16 protein-coding genes are annotated in these 15,833 nt (G+C 43.5%); 13 read left to right on the top strand and 3 right to left on the bottom strand.

The window, feature by feature from the left end; genetic code table 11:
* Positions 1-7 precede the first annotated feature (7 nt).
* The 4 genes from MC7420_RS19910 (at position 8) to MC7420_RS19900 (ending at position 4,669) form a co-directional block, all read left to right on the top strand.
* Positions 8-2,122 (top strand): DNA polymerase, encoded by a 2,115-nt coding sequence (locus tag MC7420_RS19910; protein WP_006102551.1) that lies wholly within the window; start codon positions 8-10, stop codon positions 2,120-2,122.
* A gap of 202 nt (positions 2,123-2,324) precedes the next feature.
* A complete protein-coding gene (locus MC7420_RS43430; RefSeq protein ID WP_006102462.1) occupies positions 2,325-2,459 on the top strand; it encodes a hypothetical protein in 135 nt (44 codons plus the stop codon).
* A gap of 61 nt (positions 2,460-2,520) precedes the next feature.
* Entirely contained in the window at positions 2,521-2,787 is a 267-nt protein-coding gene (locus tag MC7420_RS19905) for a hypothetical protein (RefSeq protein WP_006102482.1), read from the top strand.
* Between the two features lie 175 nt (positions 2,788-2,962).
* On the top strand, positions 2,963-4,669 hold the full coding sequence (locus tag MC7420_RS19900; RefSeq protein ID WP_006102535.1) for a UvrD-helicase domain-containing protein: 1,707 nt from the start codon (positions 2,963-2,965) through the stop codon (positions 4,667-4,669).
* A 241-nt stretch (positions 4,670-4,910) separates the two neighbouring features.
* Here the strand turns inward: MC7420_RS19900 and MC7420_RS19895 are convergent, their stop codons facing one another.
* The 3 genes from MC7420_RS19895 to MC7420_RS43425 form a co-directional block, all read right to left on the bottom strand.
* The gene (locus tag MC7420_RS19895) at positions 4,911-6,908 is read right to left on the bottom strand and encodes an NACHT domain-containing protein (protein ID WP_006102401.1); all 1,998 of its coding nucleotides are present in this window, start codon (positions 6,906-6,908) and stop codon (positions 4,911-4,913) included.
* Between the two features lie 35 nt (positions 6,909-6,943).
* Positions 6,944-8,518, bottom strand: a complete 1,575-nt coding sequence (locus MC7420_RS42710; protein ID WP_006102533.1) for a CHAT domain-containing protein — start codon at positions 8,516-8,518, stop codon at positions 6,944-6,946.
* A 66-nt stretch (positions 8,519-8,584) separates the two neighbouring features.
* Complete coding sequence (locus tag MC7420_RS43425; protein ID WP_269546321.1) at positions 8,585-8,710, bottom strand: hypothetical protein; 126 nt, start codon at positions 8,708-8,710, stop codon at positions 8,585-8,587.
* A 29-nt stretch (positions 8,711-8,739) separates the two neighbouring features.
* On the opposite strand from MC7420_RS43425, the gene MC7420_RS37090 reads away from it, so the two are divergent.
* The 9 genes from MC7420_RS37090 to MC7420_RS19845 all read left to right on the top strand — a co-directional run bounded on the left by MC7420_RS37090 (position 8,740) and on the right by MC7420_RS19845 (position 15,833).
* Complete coding sequence (locus tag MC7420_RS37090) at positions 8,740-8,919, top strand: hypothetical protein (RefSeq protein WP_006102441.1); 180 nt, start codon at positions 8,740-8,742, stop codon at positions 8,917-8,919.
* Between the two features lie 115 nt (positions 8,920-9,034).
* Entirely contained in the window at positions 9,035-9,796 is a 762-nt protein-coding gene (locus tag MC7420_RS19880) for a hypothetical protein (RefSeq protein WP_006102433.1), read from the top strand.
* A 75-nt stretch (positions 9,797-9,871) separates the two neighbouring features.
* Positions 9,872-10,579 carry a hypothetical protein gene (locus tag MC7420_RS19875; RefSeq protein WP_006102527.1) on the top strand — a complete coding sequence of 236 codons (708 nt, stop codon included), beginning with the start codon at positions 9,872-9,874 and terminating at the stop codon, positions 10,577-10,579.
* A gap of 53 nt (positions 10,580-10,632) precedes the next feature.
* Positions 10,633-11,745, top strand: coding sequence for a hypothetical protein (locus MC7420_RS19870; RefSeq protein WP_006102396.1), 1,113 nt, complete (start codon positions 10,633-10,635; stop codon positions 11,743-11,745).
* 53 nt (positions 11,746-11,798) lie between these two features.
* Positions 11,799-12,314: a crossover junction endodeoxyribonuclease RuvC gene (locus tag MC7420_RS19865; protein WP_044208371.1), complete on the top strand. Its 516-nt coding sequence runs from the start codon at positions 11,799-11,801 to the stop codon at positions 12,312-12,314.
* A 201-nt stretch (positions 12,315-12,515) separates the two neighbouring features.
* On the top strand, positions 12,516-13,736 hold the full coding sequence (locus MC7420_RS19860) for a hypothetical protein (protein ID WP_157453246.1): 1,221 nt from the start codon (positions 12,516-12,518) through the stop codon (positions 13,734-13,736).
* 145 nt (positions 13,737-13,881) lie between these two features.
* The gene (locus MC7420_RS19855; protein WP_006102554.1) at positions 13,882-14,967 is read left to right on the top strand and encodes a hypothetical protein; all 1,086 of its coding nucleotides are present in this window, start codon (positions 13,882-13,884) and stop codon (positions 14,965-14,967) included.
* A gap of 65 nt (positions 14,968-15,032) precedes the next feature.
* Positions 15,033-15,554: a hypothetical protein gene (locus MC7420_RS19850; RefSeq protein ID WP_006102573.1), complete on the top strand. Its 522-nt coding sequence runs from the start codon at positions 15,033-15,035 to the stop codon at positions 15,552-15,554.
* Positions 15,555-15,629: 75 nt separating this feature from the next.
* On the top strand, positions 15,630-15,833 hold the full coding sequence (locus MC7420_RS19845; protein ID WP_198016503.1) for a DUF2997 domain-containing protein: 204 nt from the start codon (positions 15,630-15,632) through the stop codon (positions 15,831-15,833).

The raw sequence follows: 15,833 nt of genomic DNA, 5'->3' as shown, positions 1-15,833 counted from the left end.
ATTCAGCATGACTCAATTCTACCAGTATAAACTGAATCTTTTTCCTGAAGCTTCACGGCAAGATAATATAATCGGTCTAGAGAACCAAGGATTGAATCAGGCAATAGGTCTTTTTCAACAATCCCCCCGATTTGGATTTGACCTAGAAACTTTTTCTCGGGCATCCACTCCAGCAATTGCACCGGAAACGGGAGAGATTCGCTTAATTCAGATAGCTATAGAACAACCTGCTGTCCAAGTAATAGTAATAGATTTGGGGTGGACGGCAAAAGAACGCTCACGTATTCATCAGAAATTAGAGTCTCTGGGGTTCTGGACAACGCTTCAAGAACGATTAGCGAATCCCCAGGTTGAAGTGGTTGGACATTCCCTAGATTTTGAGCAGCGATGGATGTTGGCTAAGTATAATTTTCCCATCCGTAACCTCCGAGATACTAAACTTATGTCCCAAGTTTACTGGGCTGGACTAGACCCTTGGTTGTTAAAACAGCACGGGAAACCCCACAGTTTAGAAAGTGTTTGTTTGCGACTGGGAATCTCTATCGATAAATCCCGACAAACCTCTGACTGGGGTTGGGGGGATTTAGGCAATGGGCAATTGAGTAATAATCAATTCAATTATGCCGCCAATGATGCTTCTATTACGATTAAGGTACATGATTTATTAGAGCCTCGGCTCAAAGAAATTGGGGTTTGGACTAGCTATTTAATCGAGTGTGCCGCGTCACCGGCTTTTGCTCAAATGTCTCACTACGGGATGCCTGTGGATGAAGGGGTGTTGGCTGATGTCACTGTTGCTTACGAGGCGGCTTATCAATCGTTGGTGGAGCAACTGGGTGGAACGTTTTCTGAGTGTCTTCCTCATCTTTATTCACCGAAGAAGTTAATTGCTCTTATCAATAGAAGGTTTCGGGTTACGCTCAAATCAGCCAATGTTGATGATTTAAGTAAGTTATGGGGGATTCCAGAAGTACGTTTAATTAGCGTTATCAAGACAACTAAAACCTATGTCGATTATCTACATTCTATTCAGGCTCAAGTAAGAAATGGCTTCGTTAGAGGAAAGTATACCCAAATCAATCGCAAGGGATTTGGTCGCAGTAGCTGTTCTGAACCGAATTTACAGAATCCTCCTTCACCGACTACATTTCCTCCTGAGTTAACGCCCTACAATTTGCCACCTATTCGCTCGGTATTCCGCACTCATTCAGGATGTATTGGTGTTTGGTGTGATGCGTCTAAGCTTCATGCTAGAGTGGCAACTCAAGCGTCTCTTGACCCGGAGTTAATTGCCCGATTTAATAGCCCTCACGGGGATATCTTTTGCACAATTGCTGAGAAATTATCCCAGTTGGAGGGTATGGGGTCGGATTGGACTGAAGAGAATATTAGGCGATGGACGTTAGATAAACACCACGCCAATTATGCACAGGCTTCTCGTTTACGAGCCATGTCTAAGTCGGTTCACTATGGGTCGCAGAATCTGCAAGGATGGCGCACGTTGCAAAAGACAATCCGGACTAAATCTGGAATTGTTTTATCGGATGAGAGTGCGAAAAATTCGATTAAAGCTTGGAGGCAAACTTATAAGGTTCTGGCTTCTTTTCAGCACTCTATTGTTGAAAAAGCGAATCATGATTTGCCATCGGTGTTAGGGATGCATCTAATACAATCGCGTAGTAAATTCGGTTTGGGCTATGTCCGTTGTCTAACGGGTCGCGGTGTGTTTCTCCCTAAATGGCGGCAAAACGTTGAAGATGGTAGGGAGCCGAAGATAGAGGGCAAATGGAAAAAGTTTAATGGTCTATATTCTACGTTGGTTTCAGTGAAAAGTCCAGATGCTAATGCGGCTTACTGGACAATGTGTGAAGCTGATATTATTAAAACCTTTTTGGCGTACTGCGTAGCGGCTTTTGATGCTTATCCTGAATGGGAAGCTTGGGTGGGGAATTGCTGTCATGATGAAGCGGATATTTTTGGTAAAGAAGAATTTGGTGTGGAAATAGCTAGTGCTGTGCAAATGGCGATGGAACGGGCGATGAGAATAGTCATTAAGGATATTCCGGTTTCTGAGGATGAATGTCCAGAACGTCTCTTAGGAAACTGTTGGACTGACAAATAGATACTCTCAACCCAATGATCTACTCCCAAGGCTTTTCCCTGCCAATTTTACCTCCAACGACCTACGCTTGGTATCAAAAATGCGATGAAAAAGTGACCTCAACAGGCAATTTAACCCCTTTCGTTTTGTTCGAGATTTCCCAGTTTATCTGCTTCGCCCCAACCTGACAAGAACAGCATTACAAAATCAAAATCCCCTGGGGATGGACATCTGGAATTGTCCACCACTCGGTTCCCAACTCGACGATAGTCCAAGTCTTTCTTCCCGAATTTTCAGTATTCCTCTGCAAGGGTTAGGAATTGGTCAACAGTTAGCTTGGCTCAAAACCCATCGGTAATGGGTGAGCGACTGCTTTCCAAAACGCGCCTACACGATTAGAGATTTTTAGAGTAGTACTCATGAGCGACAATATTCTCCGCCAAATTAGACAAGAACGCCATGCTCAATGGTATCAACAAAATACAGCGATAATCGAATCCGCTCAAATTCCCTTTAAATGGGCTGGTCAACAGAAAGTTACGATGCTATTTCGCGAGGAAAATAAGCCGAAAGTGGATTTTTATCCTCACACAGGACGTTGGCGGGTAGCGGGTGTGAAAAAGACATTCAGAGGTGGAGCTAAATCCTTTATTCAGTGGTATCAGAAGCAATCGATACAAGGATAAATGCGTCTGAGGGAATGACGAACCACTTCCTCTATGTGCGCCTGTACGCTGCATCATGAATTCCCAAGAGTTAGGGAGGGTGTGTAGATTTTTGAGTTGGAAGTGAAGCTCATCAGTCAGTCCCGAATATGCCGTATTTTCTAGCAATAGTTGTTGAATTCATCTTTATCAAATCATGCTGCAAAAGCTAACCCCATCACCTTATCAAACCTGTATCCTTAACGCTGTCTCCCAAAACTTAATTCTACCCATTAAATCAGGAATCGGTGTCATCGCTTTAGCCGGAACGGGAAAATCCACACTGATTACTCTAATTGCTGAAACGATTCAGAAGCAGGGGCTTCAGCCGGAAGAGATGGTTATCCTAGTTTTTGGGACTAAAAATAAAGACGATTTAAGGAAGTGTATCCAATCAAAATTGGGGACAAAGTGGGGTCGAACTGTCCGAACTATTCATTCTTTAGCTTATTCTATATACAGGGAGGCTTTGAATGTCAGTACTGCCAACGTTAACCCCTACAAATATGAAACTATTGCCTCTAAGTTAGGCTGGATTACCGGAAATGTTGGCAGATTAGGACGACTTGTTGCCAATTCGGACTATCCGGCGATTCTTAATGAGAAAGCCTTTATCAAACTGTTGGAACTCTTACGCCTATACGCCTACCAACCCAACCCAGAAAATATCCAAACCCTCAACCAAACCTACAACCTATCAGTTACTGACTTCAATCGAGTTGCTCAAGCGGCGAAAGACTGCTTAGACAGAGGGGAAGAAGAGGCTCTATTTAGAAACCAAATTGACACAACGGATATGGTCTGGATTCCCTGGAAATGCCAGGAGATTCCGTTTTTTAAAGGTGCGATCGCGAGATTAAAAAATCGCCTCAAAGTTATCCTCATAGACGAAGCTCAAGATGTCGATAACCTTCAGCTTTCTATGCTGCAACTTCTAATTACTTCATCCCAATCTTTCTTGATTGCCGTTGGTGATCCTAATCAATCAGTATACCATTTTCGAGGGTGTTTAAGTGATGGACTGGCAAAGATTATGTCTCGCTTCAATTGCCAAGTATTTGAGAGTCCCCTCAATTACCGCTGCGGTCAGCTTCACCTCCAACTCGTCAGAGATATATTCCCACACATCCCTATCCAAGCTCACCCGAATGCTCCTCAAGGGGAAATCCGAATTATTTCCAGCGCTGACTTATTAAAATGCTTCACAGACTCCACTCTCACCTATTTAATAGTAAGCCGGAAAAACTCGACTCTCATTCAAAGCGCTATCCGAATTATTGCCACCGGAAAAACTGCCACGATAAAAGACGAAAAAGCCGGAGATTATTTGTTCAAAGAAATAAAGCGCATCGCCGAAAAGCCATATAATCCCCTAACTTTTGAACACAAACTGGACGTTTACGCCGCCAAAACTCGTCATTTTCTCGAACAGTCTCCAGATGCTCCAACCCGACTAGCAGAATTTGCCGACTTTATAGAAAGTATCCGCACCCTTTACGATACTTACAAACCTGCCACGCTCCAAAAGTGGCAAACAACGATTAATCAAATTTTCAACTCTAGGAAGTCTACATCCATTCACTTACTCAGTATTCACAGTGCTAAAGGTGCAGAAGCTGAAGTCGTTTTCCTCCTCTATCCAGAGGAGATCCCCTTTACCCACTCCCAACAATCTCTAGAAGAACTTCAACAGGAGTGGAATACTCTCTATATTGCTCTAACTCGAATCAAAGCTAATCGAAATCCTGGAAGTGGCATTCTGTATCTCGTTTTAAAAGAGAGAGATTGTACTATCTATCCGGATTGGCTTCCTCAAGCCTATCGACAGTTATATAAATTCGACAAACCTGTCAATTCGATTTAGTTGAATATTTGGCATCGGAAAGCCTGTTCTAGGCTTGAGGAGCCGAGCCAACACTTACTTTTTTCTTCCACAGAGTCTTACTCTATTCTCTTTCCCCTACCTGGTAATGTCAAAGCACTGAGTACAAGTACTTACAGTTTGAGAAAGTTGATGGGCATACTAAAATGAAGCAAATAGCCCCATGTTAACCTTCAGTAAATGCCTACCCCTGATGAGTTGATAGCGATGCTCGATCGCATTCTCAATGGTAGTCGAGATGAGTCAGAAGTTGCCCAACTTCCACCCAATAGCGATCAATCTCTATACCTATTACTGATATTAATAAACATGATAAAATCAAATAATTGGCATTTATATATAATTTAATAGACGTAAAATCATCTTTGTTTGTCTCTAAATCATTTAGTTTTTTTTTAATTTCTTTTTTAATGGGTTCGATTTCTCCTTTTATTGAATCCATTTTTTGTTGCTCACCATTTGCAATAATAAATTGAAATCCTAAAAACACAAGTGCTAACCCAAAAAGTTTAAGTTTTTTAAAACTTGCAATGATTGGTTCACTCGAATCGATCTTACTTAAGATAATTGATTCACTCAAGTCGATATCACTTAAATTGAATTCATTTTTTTGACTATCTATAAATAGTTTTTTTATGCGATTAAGTTTAAAATTGTTGATATGCCTTGTATTAATGTCAATAAAATTTAAAAATAAGCTATTTTTAATTGCGAGCTGATCGCTAAATCCATAACTAATTATTAAACACAAACACTCATTCAAACCATATACCTTTTTTTCAAACTCATTGAGAGACAAGTTATTAATTTTAATTGAAAAATACTTGGATACGATCCAGTTGAAAAACTGCTGTAACTTGTCATGCAATGCAATGATTTCATAAGCCTTGATCTTCATTGATAGCAGTAATTCATTAGCATCCCTGACCATGACCGCTACTAACAAAAATATTTCTCTCCAGCGGTTGTCCGTAATATAGTTGGCTAAACTTTGCCAATGAGCATGGTCAACGAACCATTTGGCAGTGAGATACTCTTGAAACGTCAGATGTGAAAATGACCAAACTTTCTGACTTCGCTCAATCAACAACCCATGCTGAGATTCAATCGCCCTCAACACCACCCGACTATCCCGCTGTCCAATCCCCAAAAACTCCGCAATATACCCCTCAATCTCCGCCTGCTCAAACAATACATACTGCGGTTGCTCGAACTTCTTCACCGCCAGATAGCTCAATAACTCCAGCTTTCGCTCCACCGACAAATCCCGATAAATCTCATCCCGCTCAATCTCCCGCGACTTGTCCCATTGCTCCAGCAGTAACTCCAACCCCTCTTCATAGAGTTTGGAACGCTTCGAGTAAAACTTCCCCGTCTGGTGAAACACCGCACAGGTTAAACTCAGCAAAATCGGCGTAATCGCCAACTCCCGAATCGGCTTATTCGCCTCCAAAAAGAGCAGCCCCAGAAACTCCCGCGCCCTCGCCAGTCCCGCCGACTCATCCCCCATCACCGTCTTAAACCAATGCTCGGCAAATGCCCTCACCTGCGGCTCATTAAAATCTGCCACCTCCACATAATCAAACCGCTCAAACCGCGATTCCTGGCTTTGCGTCCGACACGTCACAATCACCTGCACCTGCGGATAGGCACGAGCAAACCGCTTGATTTGCTTCGTGATGTTCTTCCCATCCTCCCCCGTCACCTCATCCAACCCATCCAGCAGCACCAACGCCCGACCTCGATCGAGTACCAACTGAGTTTCGGCATCCGATAACCGCCAGCACCGCTCTAGATAACGCTCCAGCGAATAGGCAACCTCACGCCCATCCTCCACAAACTCTCGCAGTTTAATCAACACGGGAATCCGGTGCGCTTGTAAATTTCCCGCATTACACTCCGTCACCACTCGCTGCAAATACGTCGTCTTCCCCGAACCCGGTTTACCCACTACCATCAGGTTCGTATTCCTCGCCAACACCTCCAACCCTGACACCCGTTGCCGCTCTTTGCCCAAGCCAATGCGATCTAAACTGCGATAGCTGGGATTGTGGCTGAAATTCTGCCACAGGTCATCCAGTTCCGAGCGACGACTACTGCTCAACTCCTCCAGAATATTGACATCCACAAACAACTCACCCAACGGCACCCAACGATCCACACCCCAAAGCGGCATCGTGCCATGTAAAGATTGGATGTCATCGTGGAGGCGCGATCGCACTTGTTGAACCAGTTCATCAACTCGATTGGCTGGCTCTAATTGGACTTTTTTTTTAGCTGTTTCAAGACTGGGATATGTTCTTCGGGAATTCCTTGCAGCGCGATCGCGTCACAACCACCGTGATAAGCATCTTCATACGAGTAACCTGCCCCCAGTTCATCATAGAAACCAACTGCAAACTTAATCGCTGCCTTATCTCCAATCGAACTATTCATCCCGACAACATAATCAATATGTTCGGCGATCGCGTTAGCTTGAACCTCTGCATAGCAAGCATTAAGAACCACACATTCGAGTCCTCGCGTCGCAAATCGTTTGAATAAATTTGCCAAGGCTTGAGTGGGTACAAGTTGTGCTAACCCAGCATTATCTTCTAAAACTAAACCATCTTCCCCCGAACCATGTCCGCAAAAGTGAACAATCTGAGGATTCAAATCTAACAAGGCACGGCGCAAATCATCAGGACGAACCGCCCAGCGTTGCTGTAGAGTAAACTTGTCTCGTTGCTGTGACCGTCGCAACCCTTCATCAATTTCCCGCACTTCTTGATCTAAGCGCAGTCTCGCTTCATTTTTGGGGCTGGAGGCGAGGACTAAAATCGTTTTCTGTAAGCTACTTTGAGAGTGGTCAGGTTGAGCCATGTTGGGAAAATCTTCTTTGAGAACAGAGCGCACAATTCCGCGAATGTCGCTGGCGTTATAACCTTGAAGTACAGCACGAACTACTTCTCGAACAGCTTCTGCATCGAGTCCTTGGTAAACGCGATCGCCAACCTTGATATCTTGTCCCTGACCAATGTTGACGTGGTATTTCCCCACTTGCAACAGACGCTCGTGCTTCCCTTCACTCAGTAACCGATGCAAGGTAGCGATGTCAGCTTCAGTATGCTGACCATTGACTATGCGATCCAGAATGTTGCCTAGCTCATTTGAAGTCATTATCTGCTGTATATTCTGAATAATTTTTATAACCTCTTCCTTATCAACATCATCTCTTAGAACTTCACCTAGTCTAATGATTGACTTGCCATAACGCTCAGACTGCATAGCAGCATAGCAATCACTTTGGTTGTTTGAGCATAAATAATAACCCATCTGAAGCTTACGATTGAAATCAACCAGTTGGTTGTTGAAATCAAGAAGACACCCGTAAGTTTGTTGATGGGCAGCAACTTTTGTATAGGCACCAATTAAAGTACACATGACAAGATGAAATAAAGCATGACGCTGGAGTGAATAGTCATATTTTTGCTCAAGGATACCCCATGAAATAAATTTTAAAGAAACCGCAGCAGTGCAAGGATAAGGATCTTCTCGATTAGCTCCAGCAATAAATAGATTGGTAAGACCGTGTTCTGATGCAGTGATTACACCATCGTAGAAAGCTATAAGAAGATCTTCTAAACTTAATCCCATCCGTTTCTTTTGATTATCTAGAAAGGCTAGAATTTCTGTATAATCAGCAACAGTTTTTCTTAGTGGTGTCTCATTCTCAGTCTCTGGAGGCAAAAGATAGAATTCAAAACTTTCCTGAGTTTGATTTGCCTTACTTAAAAATTTAGAAAATTGATTTTTATAGTGATAGTGCGGAATGATAAAAACTTTGGGCATTGAAACTTTTCCTAGCCTTAAACTTTATGTTTATCAGTGTATTGAACTACAAGATAGAATTTGTAGTTAGACCCCCACGCCCAGTTTTGTTCCACCCGCTAAAGTTCCTTCCCACCTTTGAACCTCTTGAAACAGGTCAGATAATAGAGCCTCTGCCTCTTGTAGGTTGGGAGGGGATAGCTCATCACTCATCTCCAGCATCTCCTTGGGATTTCAAACTGATGCGTCAGTTGTTGAGTATGGGCGATGCTGACCAAGAGAGGCTACGACAACACCAGATTGCCCGACAACTAGACAAGTATAACGTCAACATTAGGCAGGGTCAAGATATTCAGATTGGCAATCACTTCTACGTAGAGTGGAATGACGAGGCAATTCCAGCATTACAAAAATCAACCTAATTCTATCCCTATTCGGGCAAAAGCGAATCTTCAACAAGAACATTTTTTATCTTCTCCCTTCGGAAAAAAGTGCGACTGCTCCAAAACAACGCAAAAACTTGACTCTTGAGTTCTCATGGAAATTATCACCTCTAGCTCTAGAAATTACAGCGCCCTCCTGGGTACTATTAGCCAAGACTACTACCTCCGTTGCGATGGTGGCGCTTTTGTAGACACGCTATTCGGAGCAGATTTAACTGAAGCCTACCAAGATGGTTCATTTCAAGCCGCAATCGTGGCTCATAAAGTCGAACTCGTGATCATCTATCCAATGCGACAAGGCTACAAAGCTCGGCGTCATTTAACCTTGGGCGAATTTTATTGTAATGAACTGTTTCAGGAAATTTGGTTCATTCCCTTAAAAAGCTGGATATATGACAATAAAACTAAACAAGAAAATCCCGGTAAAATGCGACCGCAAATCGTGTCCCACTTTTTAATGCGGGGTCATTCAATGGATGAGTTTTCCATTCTCATCCGCCCAATTGAACAGGAAGCCTTTTTAAACTGGGAAGGAAATAAGGCTCAACTCTCTAAACAATATGCCAGTGCTAAGGATTATATCAAAACCCAGATTAGCCAAACCATTGTCTCCCAAATTTATACCACAGAAATTGTCAAGTGTGACAAAGGAATTAAACCCTATTTTCATTTAACGTGGAACGTCCGTCAACCCGAAACGGAACTCGAACAGGATGCTATTGAAGTGGCTCAAATCATCGGACAAAAGCACACTGACTTACTCATCCATGAGGTCACAGAAAAAGCGGCGGAGAAAGCTTTAATGGCTCTAGCGGGAAGTCCCTCCAACCAACCAGCTTTACCGCAAACGGCTTGAAGCCGACTTCTGGGCAGAAGGTTAGTCGATTAAGTTACCTCCTGCCCTATTGTCTCATACAAAGGAATACAAAAAATGCGAGACGTTGATGGAATACTCTACCCCAGCGTTACAGAAATTATTGATACAGCCTTTCCGACTAACTGGGAAAAAAAACAGAAACAATACGACTTAATCCATGGGGAAGGTGCTTGGTCTCAACGACGCCAACAACGGGCTTTTGAAGGAACGACATTGCACGCAGCGGCTCAAGACTTTCTCCAGGGAAATGCTTTTCCTGAAATTAATGATGAAATCAGGGAGTATTGGGAAGCTCTCTCTCCCTACTTGCAAACTCTACCACCGTACCACATTATTGCCCTCGAAAAAACCATTGCTCACCGTCCACTTTTTTTTGCCGGTACACCAGATGCTGTCATTGAATTAGAAACGGGAGAGCGCTGGCTTTTGGAATTCAAAACCTTCGATGGCTACCCGATTGGCAACCGAGGTTATCAAGGTGTCTGGCCTCTGTGGAAACGGAAAATGAAAGGGGTAAATTGTCCATCTCTACCAACCTGGGAATGGACAACTCCTATTTTTCGCCGCGCCCTTCTTCAAACGTGGCTGTATAAGTTGGTACTTGATATCAACTATCCCAACTCTCAAGTGCAAAAAATATCAATTTTAGTTGCGACCCATTCACAAGGACTTCAAGAGATTACTTTTCCGTTTCACCTCTGGCAAGACTGTCACACAGAGGCTCTGGCTATCGTCAAAAATTTTAATAATCGCCAAACTTAATAGGTTGGCTCTGACGGCAATTAAAGCCCTTCATAAATAAAGCGACGCCTAAGATGACTTTTCCTCAACCTGACTGCTATCAAGTGTTAAAACACTTAGAGTTTCTCTCTTATCAACCAACCGATAAACTCAACCTCACCTGCTTATTTCATTCCCAGGATTCTCGCAAACGTCTAGACAAAGGTTGTAAACTGAATCGATTAAGCTGGGCGGCTATCGAAACTTATCAATCTTATGGTCGCGGAGTCTATCTGGTGGTTAATGGTGGTGGATATAAGAATAAGGATATCTCACAGGGTCGCGCTGTATTCTATGAACACGACTACCTAGATAAATTAAAGCAGGTGAATTTGTGGCAGGAACTAGAACTTCCTGCACCAACGTTTCAGGTGGATACAGGAGGTCGGTCAATTCACTCCTATTGGGTGTTTGATGAACCAATTGGAGTTGAGCAATGGTGTCATCTTCAGCGTGATTTACTAGAATACGCAGATGCTGACCGCAGCCTCAAAAATCCCGCCCGTCTCATGCGGTTAGCTGGCACTTGGCACATTTTACCCAAGGCTTGGGGAAATTCGGATTGGCTATGCAATTTGTCGCAAATTATTACAGAAACGGGAAGGGTTTATGGTTACGAAAGGCTACGAAATGCTGTACCTCAATTTCAATCCTGTACGAACTCATCTCCTCTTGTGGTTTTACCTAAAACTTCACCGATTCCTAAACCTATAGACTTTCCTAACCCTTTAACCATCCAACATTTCAATCAAATTCCGCTTCCTATTCCCCTAGCAATACCTCTATACTACTGCTGCCGAATAAAAGTGCGATCGCTCCTTGATTCCGGTGTCCCAAAAGGCTCTGGACGCAACAATGCAGCAATAGCTATTGGACTGGAACTGCTCACCGTAGAACGCTATGTGCAGTTAATGAATCAGCCTTTTTCGGACAGTGCTAGGCAATTGTTCAGTGGTTTCTGTACGCGCTCATTCATGACACCGGAAGAAGATGCTGAGCGCTGGAACTGGTGCTATGCTCAAAAGACTTCGATTACACAATCGCTGCAAAAGCATATCCGATATTGCATCCGCACTTGGTACTGGCAAGTTGTTAAAAATAAAAACAACATTATTGTTTCAGATTATAACCCGGTAAATGAGACATGAATTAGTAGTAGTATCGTTCTTATGTCACCCTAGGAGAAGTATAATAAGCAAAAATGGCTGAAATCTCAACTCCTATGAATGCAGAAGATACCTGGCTTGGTATTGACCCTGGACTAGCTACCGTCGGCTGGTCAATTTTAACAACAGACAGTAACGGGACGGTCTGTCTGATTGACTACGGAACAATTGAAACAGAGAAAACCTTATCAACTCCGGAACGCTTAGCTGAATTGGAGGAGGATTTGGTCACATTGATGGAAGAGTTTGAACCTACTAAGGCGGCATTAGAAATGCCCTTTTTTTCCCGACAAATCAAGGCAGCCGGGGGAGTTTTACAGGCGGTTGGAATTATCAACTTGGTTTGCTATCGGGAAGCTGAGATTATTCCAGTTTTGCTGCATCAATCGAGTTGGAAAGCCCATCTGGGCGATGGGCGAGCGTCTAAAGGTGAAGTCGCTGAAATCTTGAGTGCGCTGTTTGATTTAGAGAATCTTCCCGTTGATGATTCAGTGGATGCGATTGGGATTGGTTATGCTGGCTTATGTGGGTTGACTAACAATATTTCTTAGCGTTTTCATCTTTAAGTAGGTTGGTGGAAATAAACTCAACTATATTAAATTATGTAAACAAGCCTCAAACTCTTACAAAGGACGAATGACGATTCTGGCGGAGGACAGCGTGGGGCTTCCGGCGTATCATATTTACCAGACTGTCCCAGTTTCGGACAGCTTGTGGAACTGAGATGAACTGCCCAGCTCAAACATTAACTGATGACCGACCCCAAGGATTACGACGTCGTTATGGGTGGACAAACACCCAATCCTATCGGCTCCTTAGTTTTAGGAGGAATTGACGGAGTTCAACAACAACTTGCCAGTTCTAGTGAGGAAACCCGATGTGCTGCTCTTTTCAAAGCATTGGAATACCCAGACCAAGGGAAAACCCTTGTCATCAAAGCATTGCACGATTCGGCGTGGCAGGTACGGTGGACAGCGTATCGCTTGCTGATGCGCCTGGAGGAAGTCGATGACATTCGCAAAGCGGACGCAGGCGAAGCCAAATATTGCCAGCACTACCCAGATTTTAGGCGTTCTGAATCAACTGAAGTACATTCACTTGCCAAAAATCACCTGAAGTCCTATCTGGAGGAAGAACTGGAGCAGTACAGCGGTGCTATTGTCGGTACTGATTTCCCCGTGAGTGTAGCGCCTAACCACGATAGGATTGCCGATGTTGTTGCTATATTCCCAACCGGGTATATGGTTGCGTTAATGGTAGCAACGGAACCCATCAAACCCCAAGAATTAAACTATCAATCAATGGCATTGTTTAATGCTGGAGTTGATGTCATCTGGTGGTTAGGCGAAAAAGCGGATACCTTGAGGAATAGGCAATGGTCATTCCAATACTGTGATTGGACTTATATTTTGAATCTCTCAACCTGTCCAATTACCGACAACAGAGAACAATCTGAGGTAGAGTTTAATGAATTAAGTAAATATAGTTTTAATCATTTAACTGACAAGGTTAAAAGGATTAATTGGCTCCTCCAGTATATAAATTTTGGGAGTTATCCGGAGGAGTTGATGGTAGAAAAAGAATCCTTACAAAATTTATTACAAAGTGGTCAAAGCACCAACGGGTTGGGTCACTCAATTTTTATCCGAGCCATTCGACAAACTTTCCACACTTGGAGACGGCTGAACAATGCCCAGTTAAAACGAGGGTTGCTAATTCAGAATAAAGGGATAAGAAGTTTTGGCGGCGTGCTGGGTTCGCTCAACAGTCATAACCATCATACCAGAGTAACAGCGATCGCTAAGATGAATGATGGATATTGGCAAGTCACAGACGATGAGCAACTGATGAATTATTATTTGGGGTTCCCGCGCAAGTTATTCCCTCCAAGTGGTGTTCAAGCCATGAAACAAAGAGCTCATGCTATTGCCCAAATTAAGGCAGCATCCCAGGCTTTGATGGCTAAGGATTGATTGTTGGTAAGTCTATTTTTACCAATTCTTACGTCTTTTTACGTTTATATTTTTACCCTTCGCTTCACTCAATCAGATGCTTTTTACTTACCCAATGCTATCGCGACTGCTCAAAAAAGCGCGAAACAATTTGTAATAACTGACTATGACCCCAGCAACCGTCGAACAAGCCACCTTCCTACAAAACGCCACTATCCAACAACACAACTTATCTGCCCTCAATAAAACCCGCATCCGCTTCAAAATTGGACTGAAAAACACCACCCGCAAAACTGCACCCAAGTGGCAGCAAATTCTCAAAGCGAATACTGCAAAAACAGACGGCGAAGAACATACATCCTCTGACTTAGAAAAAGTCACCCGTTCCGAAGTCGGATTGCGGGGAATCTCCTGCTTCAAAGCCCTTGATGAAGCCACAACCCAACTGCGACGTGAAATCGATTCAATTAAAGATTGGATGACCCTTGATGATGGCGATTATATCTGCACTATAGAACTGGCACCCTTAGTCTGGCAACGGCTGATAGAAATTCGAGACGTTCTTGCCCCCTCTCTGCGCCAAGAACTCAAACAAAAGTATGCATCTGGACGAGCAGAATTTGAAAGTCGTATTGAAGAATTCCTCAGCGCCCAAGCGTGGAACCTCACAGATGATGAGCGGGAAGTAGCCCGCACTGAATTAATCACTAAGTTTCCCAAGTTTGAAGAGTTAGAAGATTACCTACAAGTCATCATTGGTCGCCCAGTTATTATCCCGGCTTTATCCGAACAACTCAACCAAGAACAAGCCGATTGTTTAAACCGAATTACTCAATTTATCGCCGAATATGACTCTAATCTCCAAGCCAGTCTCGAAAAAGCTGCCATTGCTGGCGGTCAGCAACTCGCTGTTCAACTGCTCGAAGATTTGAGCCAATGGGAACCGGGTAAAAAGCCGGCTCGATTCCGCAAACGAATTGAAAAACATCTGCAAAAAATTCAGGTTCTCATTGGCAATGCTAGCCCGAATAGTTCTTCCACCTTAGCACAACTCATGGAGCGCATCCAAAAGGTCTTAGAAACTGCCTCAGTCGATGCTAAAAAGCTCGATTCCCAGGGCAAAGGAGCGCTCCAAGAAAAAATGAATCAAATCTACCAGCGACTGCTGGGAGAACAGCGAAAACTCATAGAACTGGCTCAAGAAGAAGGACTTGATCGCTCTGAATGGGTAATTTTCAACGGTAATTCGTGATTGGTTACCCATGACTGTTTTTTCGGTTTTTTCCCAAAGTAAGCCAATTTTTGCTGACAAAAATTATGTCTCATTTTTCATCAATTACCACAAAACTAACTGACTCGGAAGCTCTCACCCAAGGTCTAACGAACCTGCTGGCTGCCAAGGGAATCAAGGCTCAACTTGAAGTTCATGATTCTCCCGTCAAGTTAATTAGCGACTATTCCCGCCGCGATATCGCCTATGGACAAATCGTCATTCGGCGCACCTATTTGAATACTCCGTCTCACTCGGCTTTGTTAGATGTAGGTTTCCTTTGGGATGAACAAGAAGGAGGGTTTCAACTCCAAGCTGACCCTTGGGATTTTAATCAGAATGCTTTAGGGAAAGCCTTTACTAAAGACGTGAAGGGTGGCTATAGTTCTCCGGTCAATACCTTTGTTGATGAAGTGCAACTTGCCCACGATCGCGCTTACATCAACATCCATTATCCTCCAGAACTCTGGAACTACACGGAAACCGCTCTAGAAGACGGCTCAACCCGGATTACCCTTAGCCAAAAACCCAGTCTGACTGAATCCGTTGAAGCTACGGCTACTTGGTAATTCACTACCTGTCCAACCACCCATGAAGGAGGTGCTTCCTTGCATCTCCTTTGCTTTTTTTTACTAATGGAACAAATGATGAACTCCCCAACTCAAATTCAAATCACTCTCAAAGCCGGACAACCTCTGAAAGTGGAAGTTCTTAATGCCCAAGGTTCGACTTGTACAAAACTCACACAGGCTTTGGATAAATTAGGAACTGCCTCCACAACCCTTAAACCGGAATACTACCAAGACTCCTCTGTTACCCTCACCGACCACATCAATATTGGAGAATAA

Origin of the sequence: Coleofasciculus chthonoplastes PCC 7420 (assembly GCF_000155555.1) — a bacterium.
GTDB lineage: Bacteria > Cyanobacteriota > Cyanobacteriia > Cyanobacteriales > Coleofasciculaceae > Coleofasciculus > Coleofasciculus chthonoplastes_A.
Note: the sequence above shows the minus strand (reverse complement) of the source record. Positions and strands in the feature narration are given on the sequence as shown.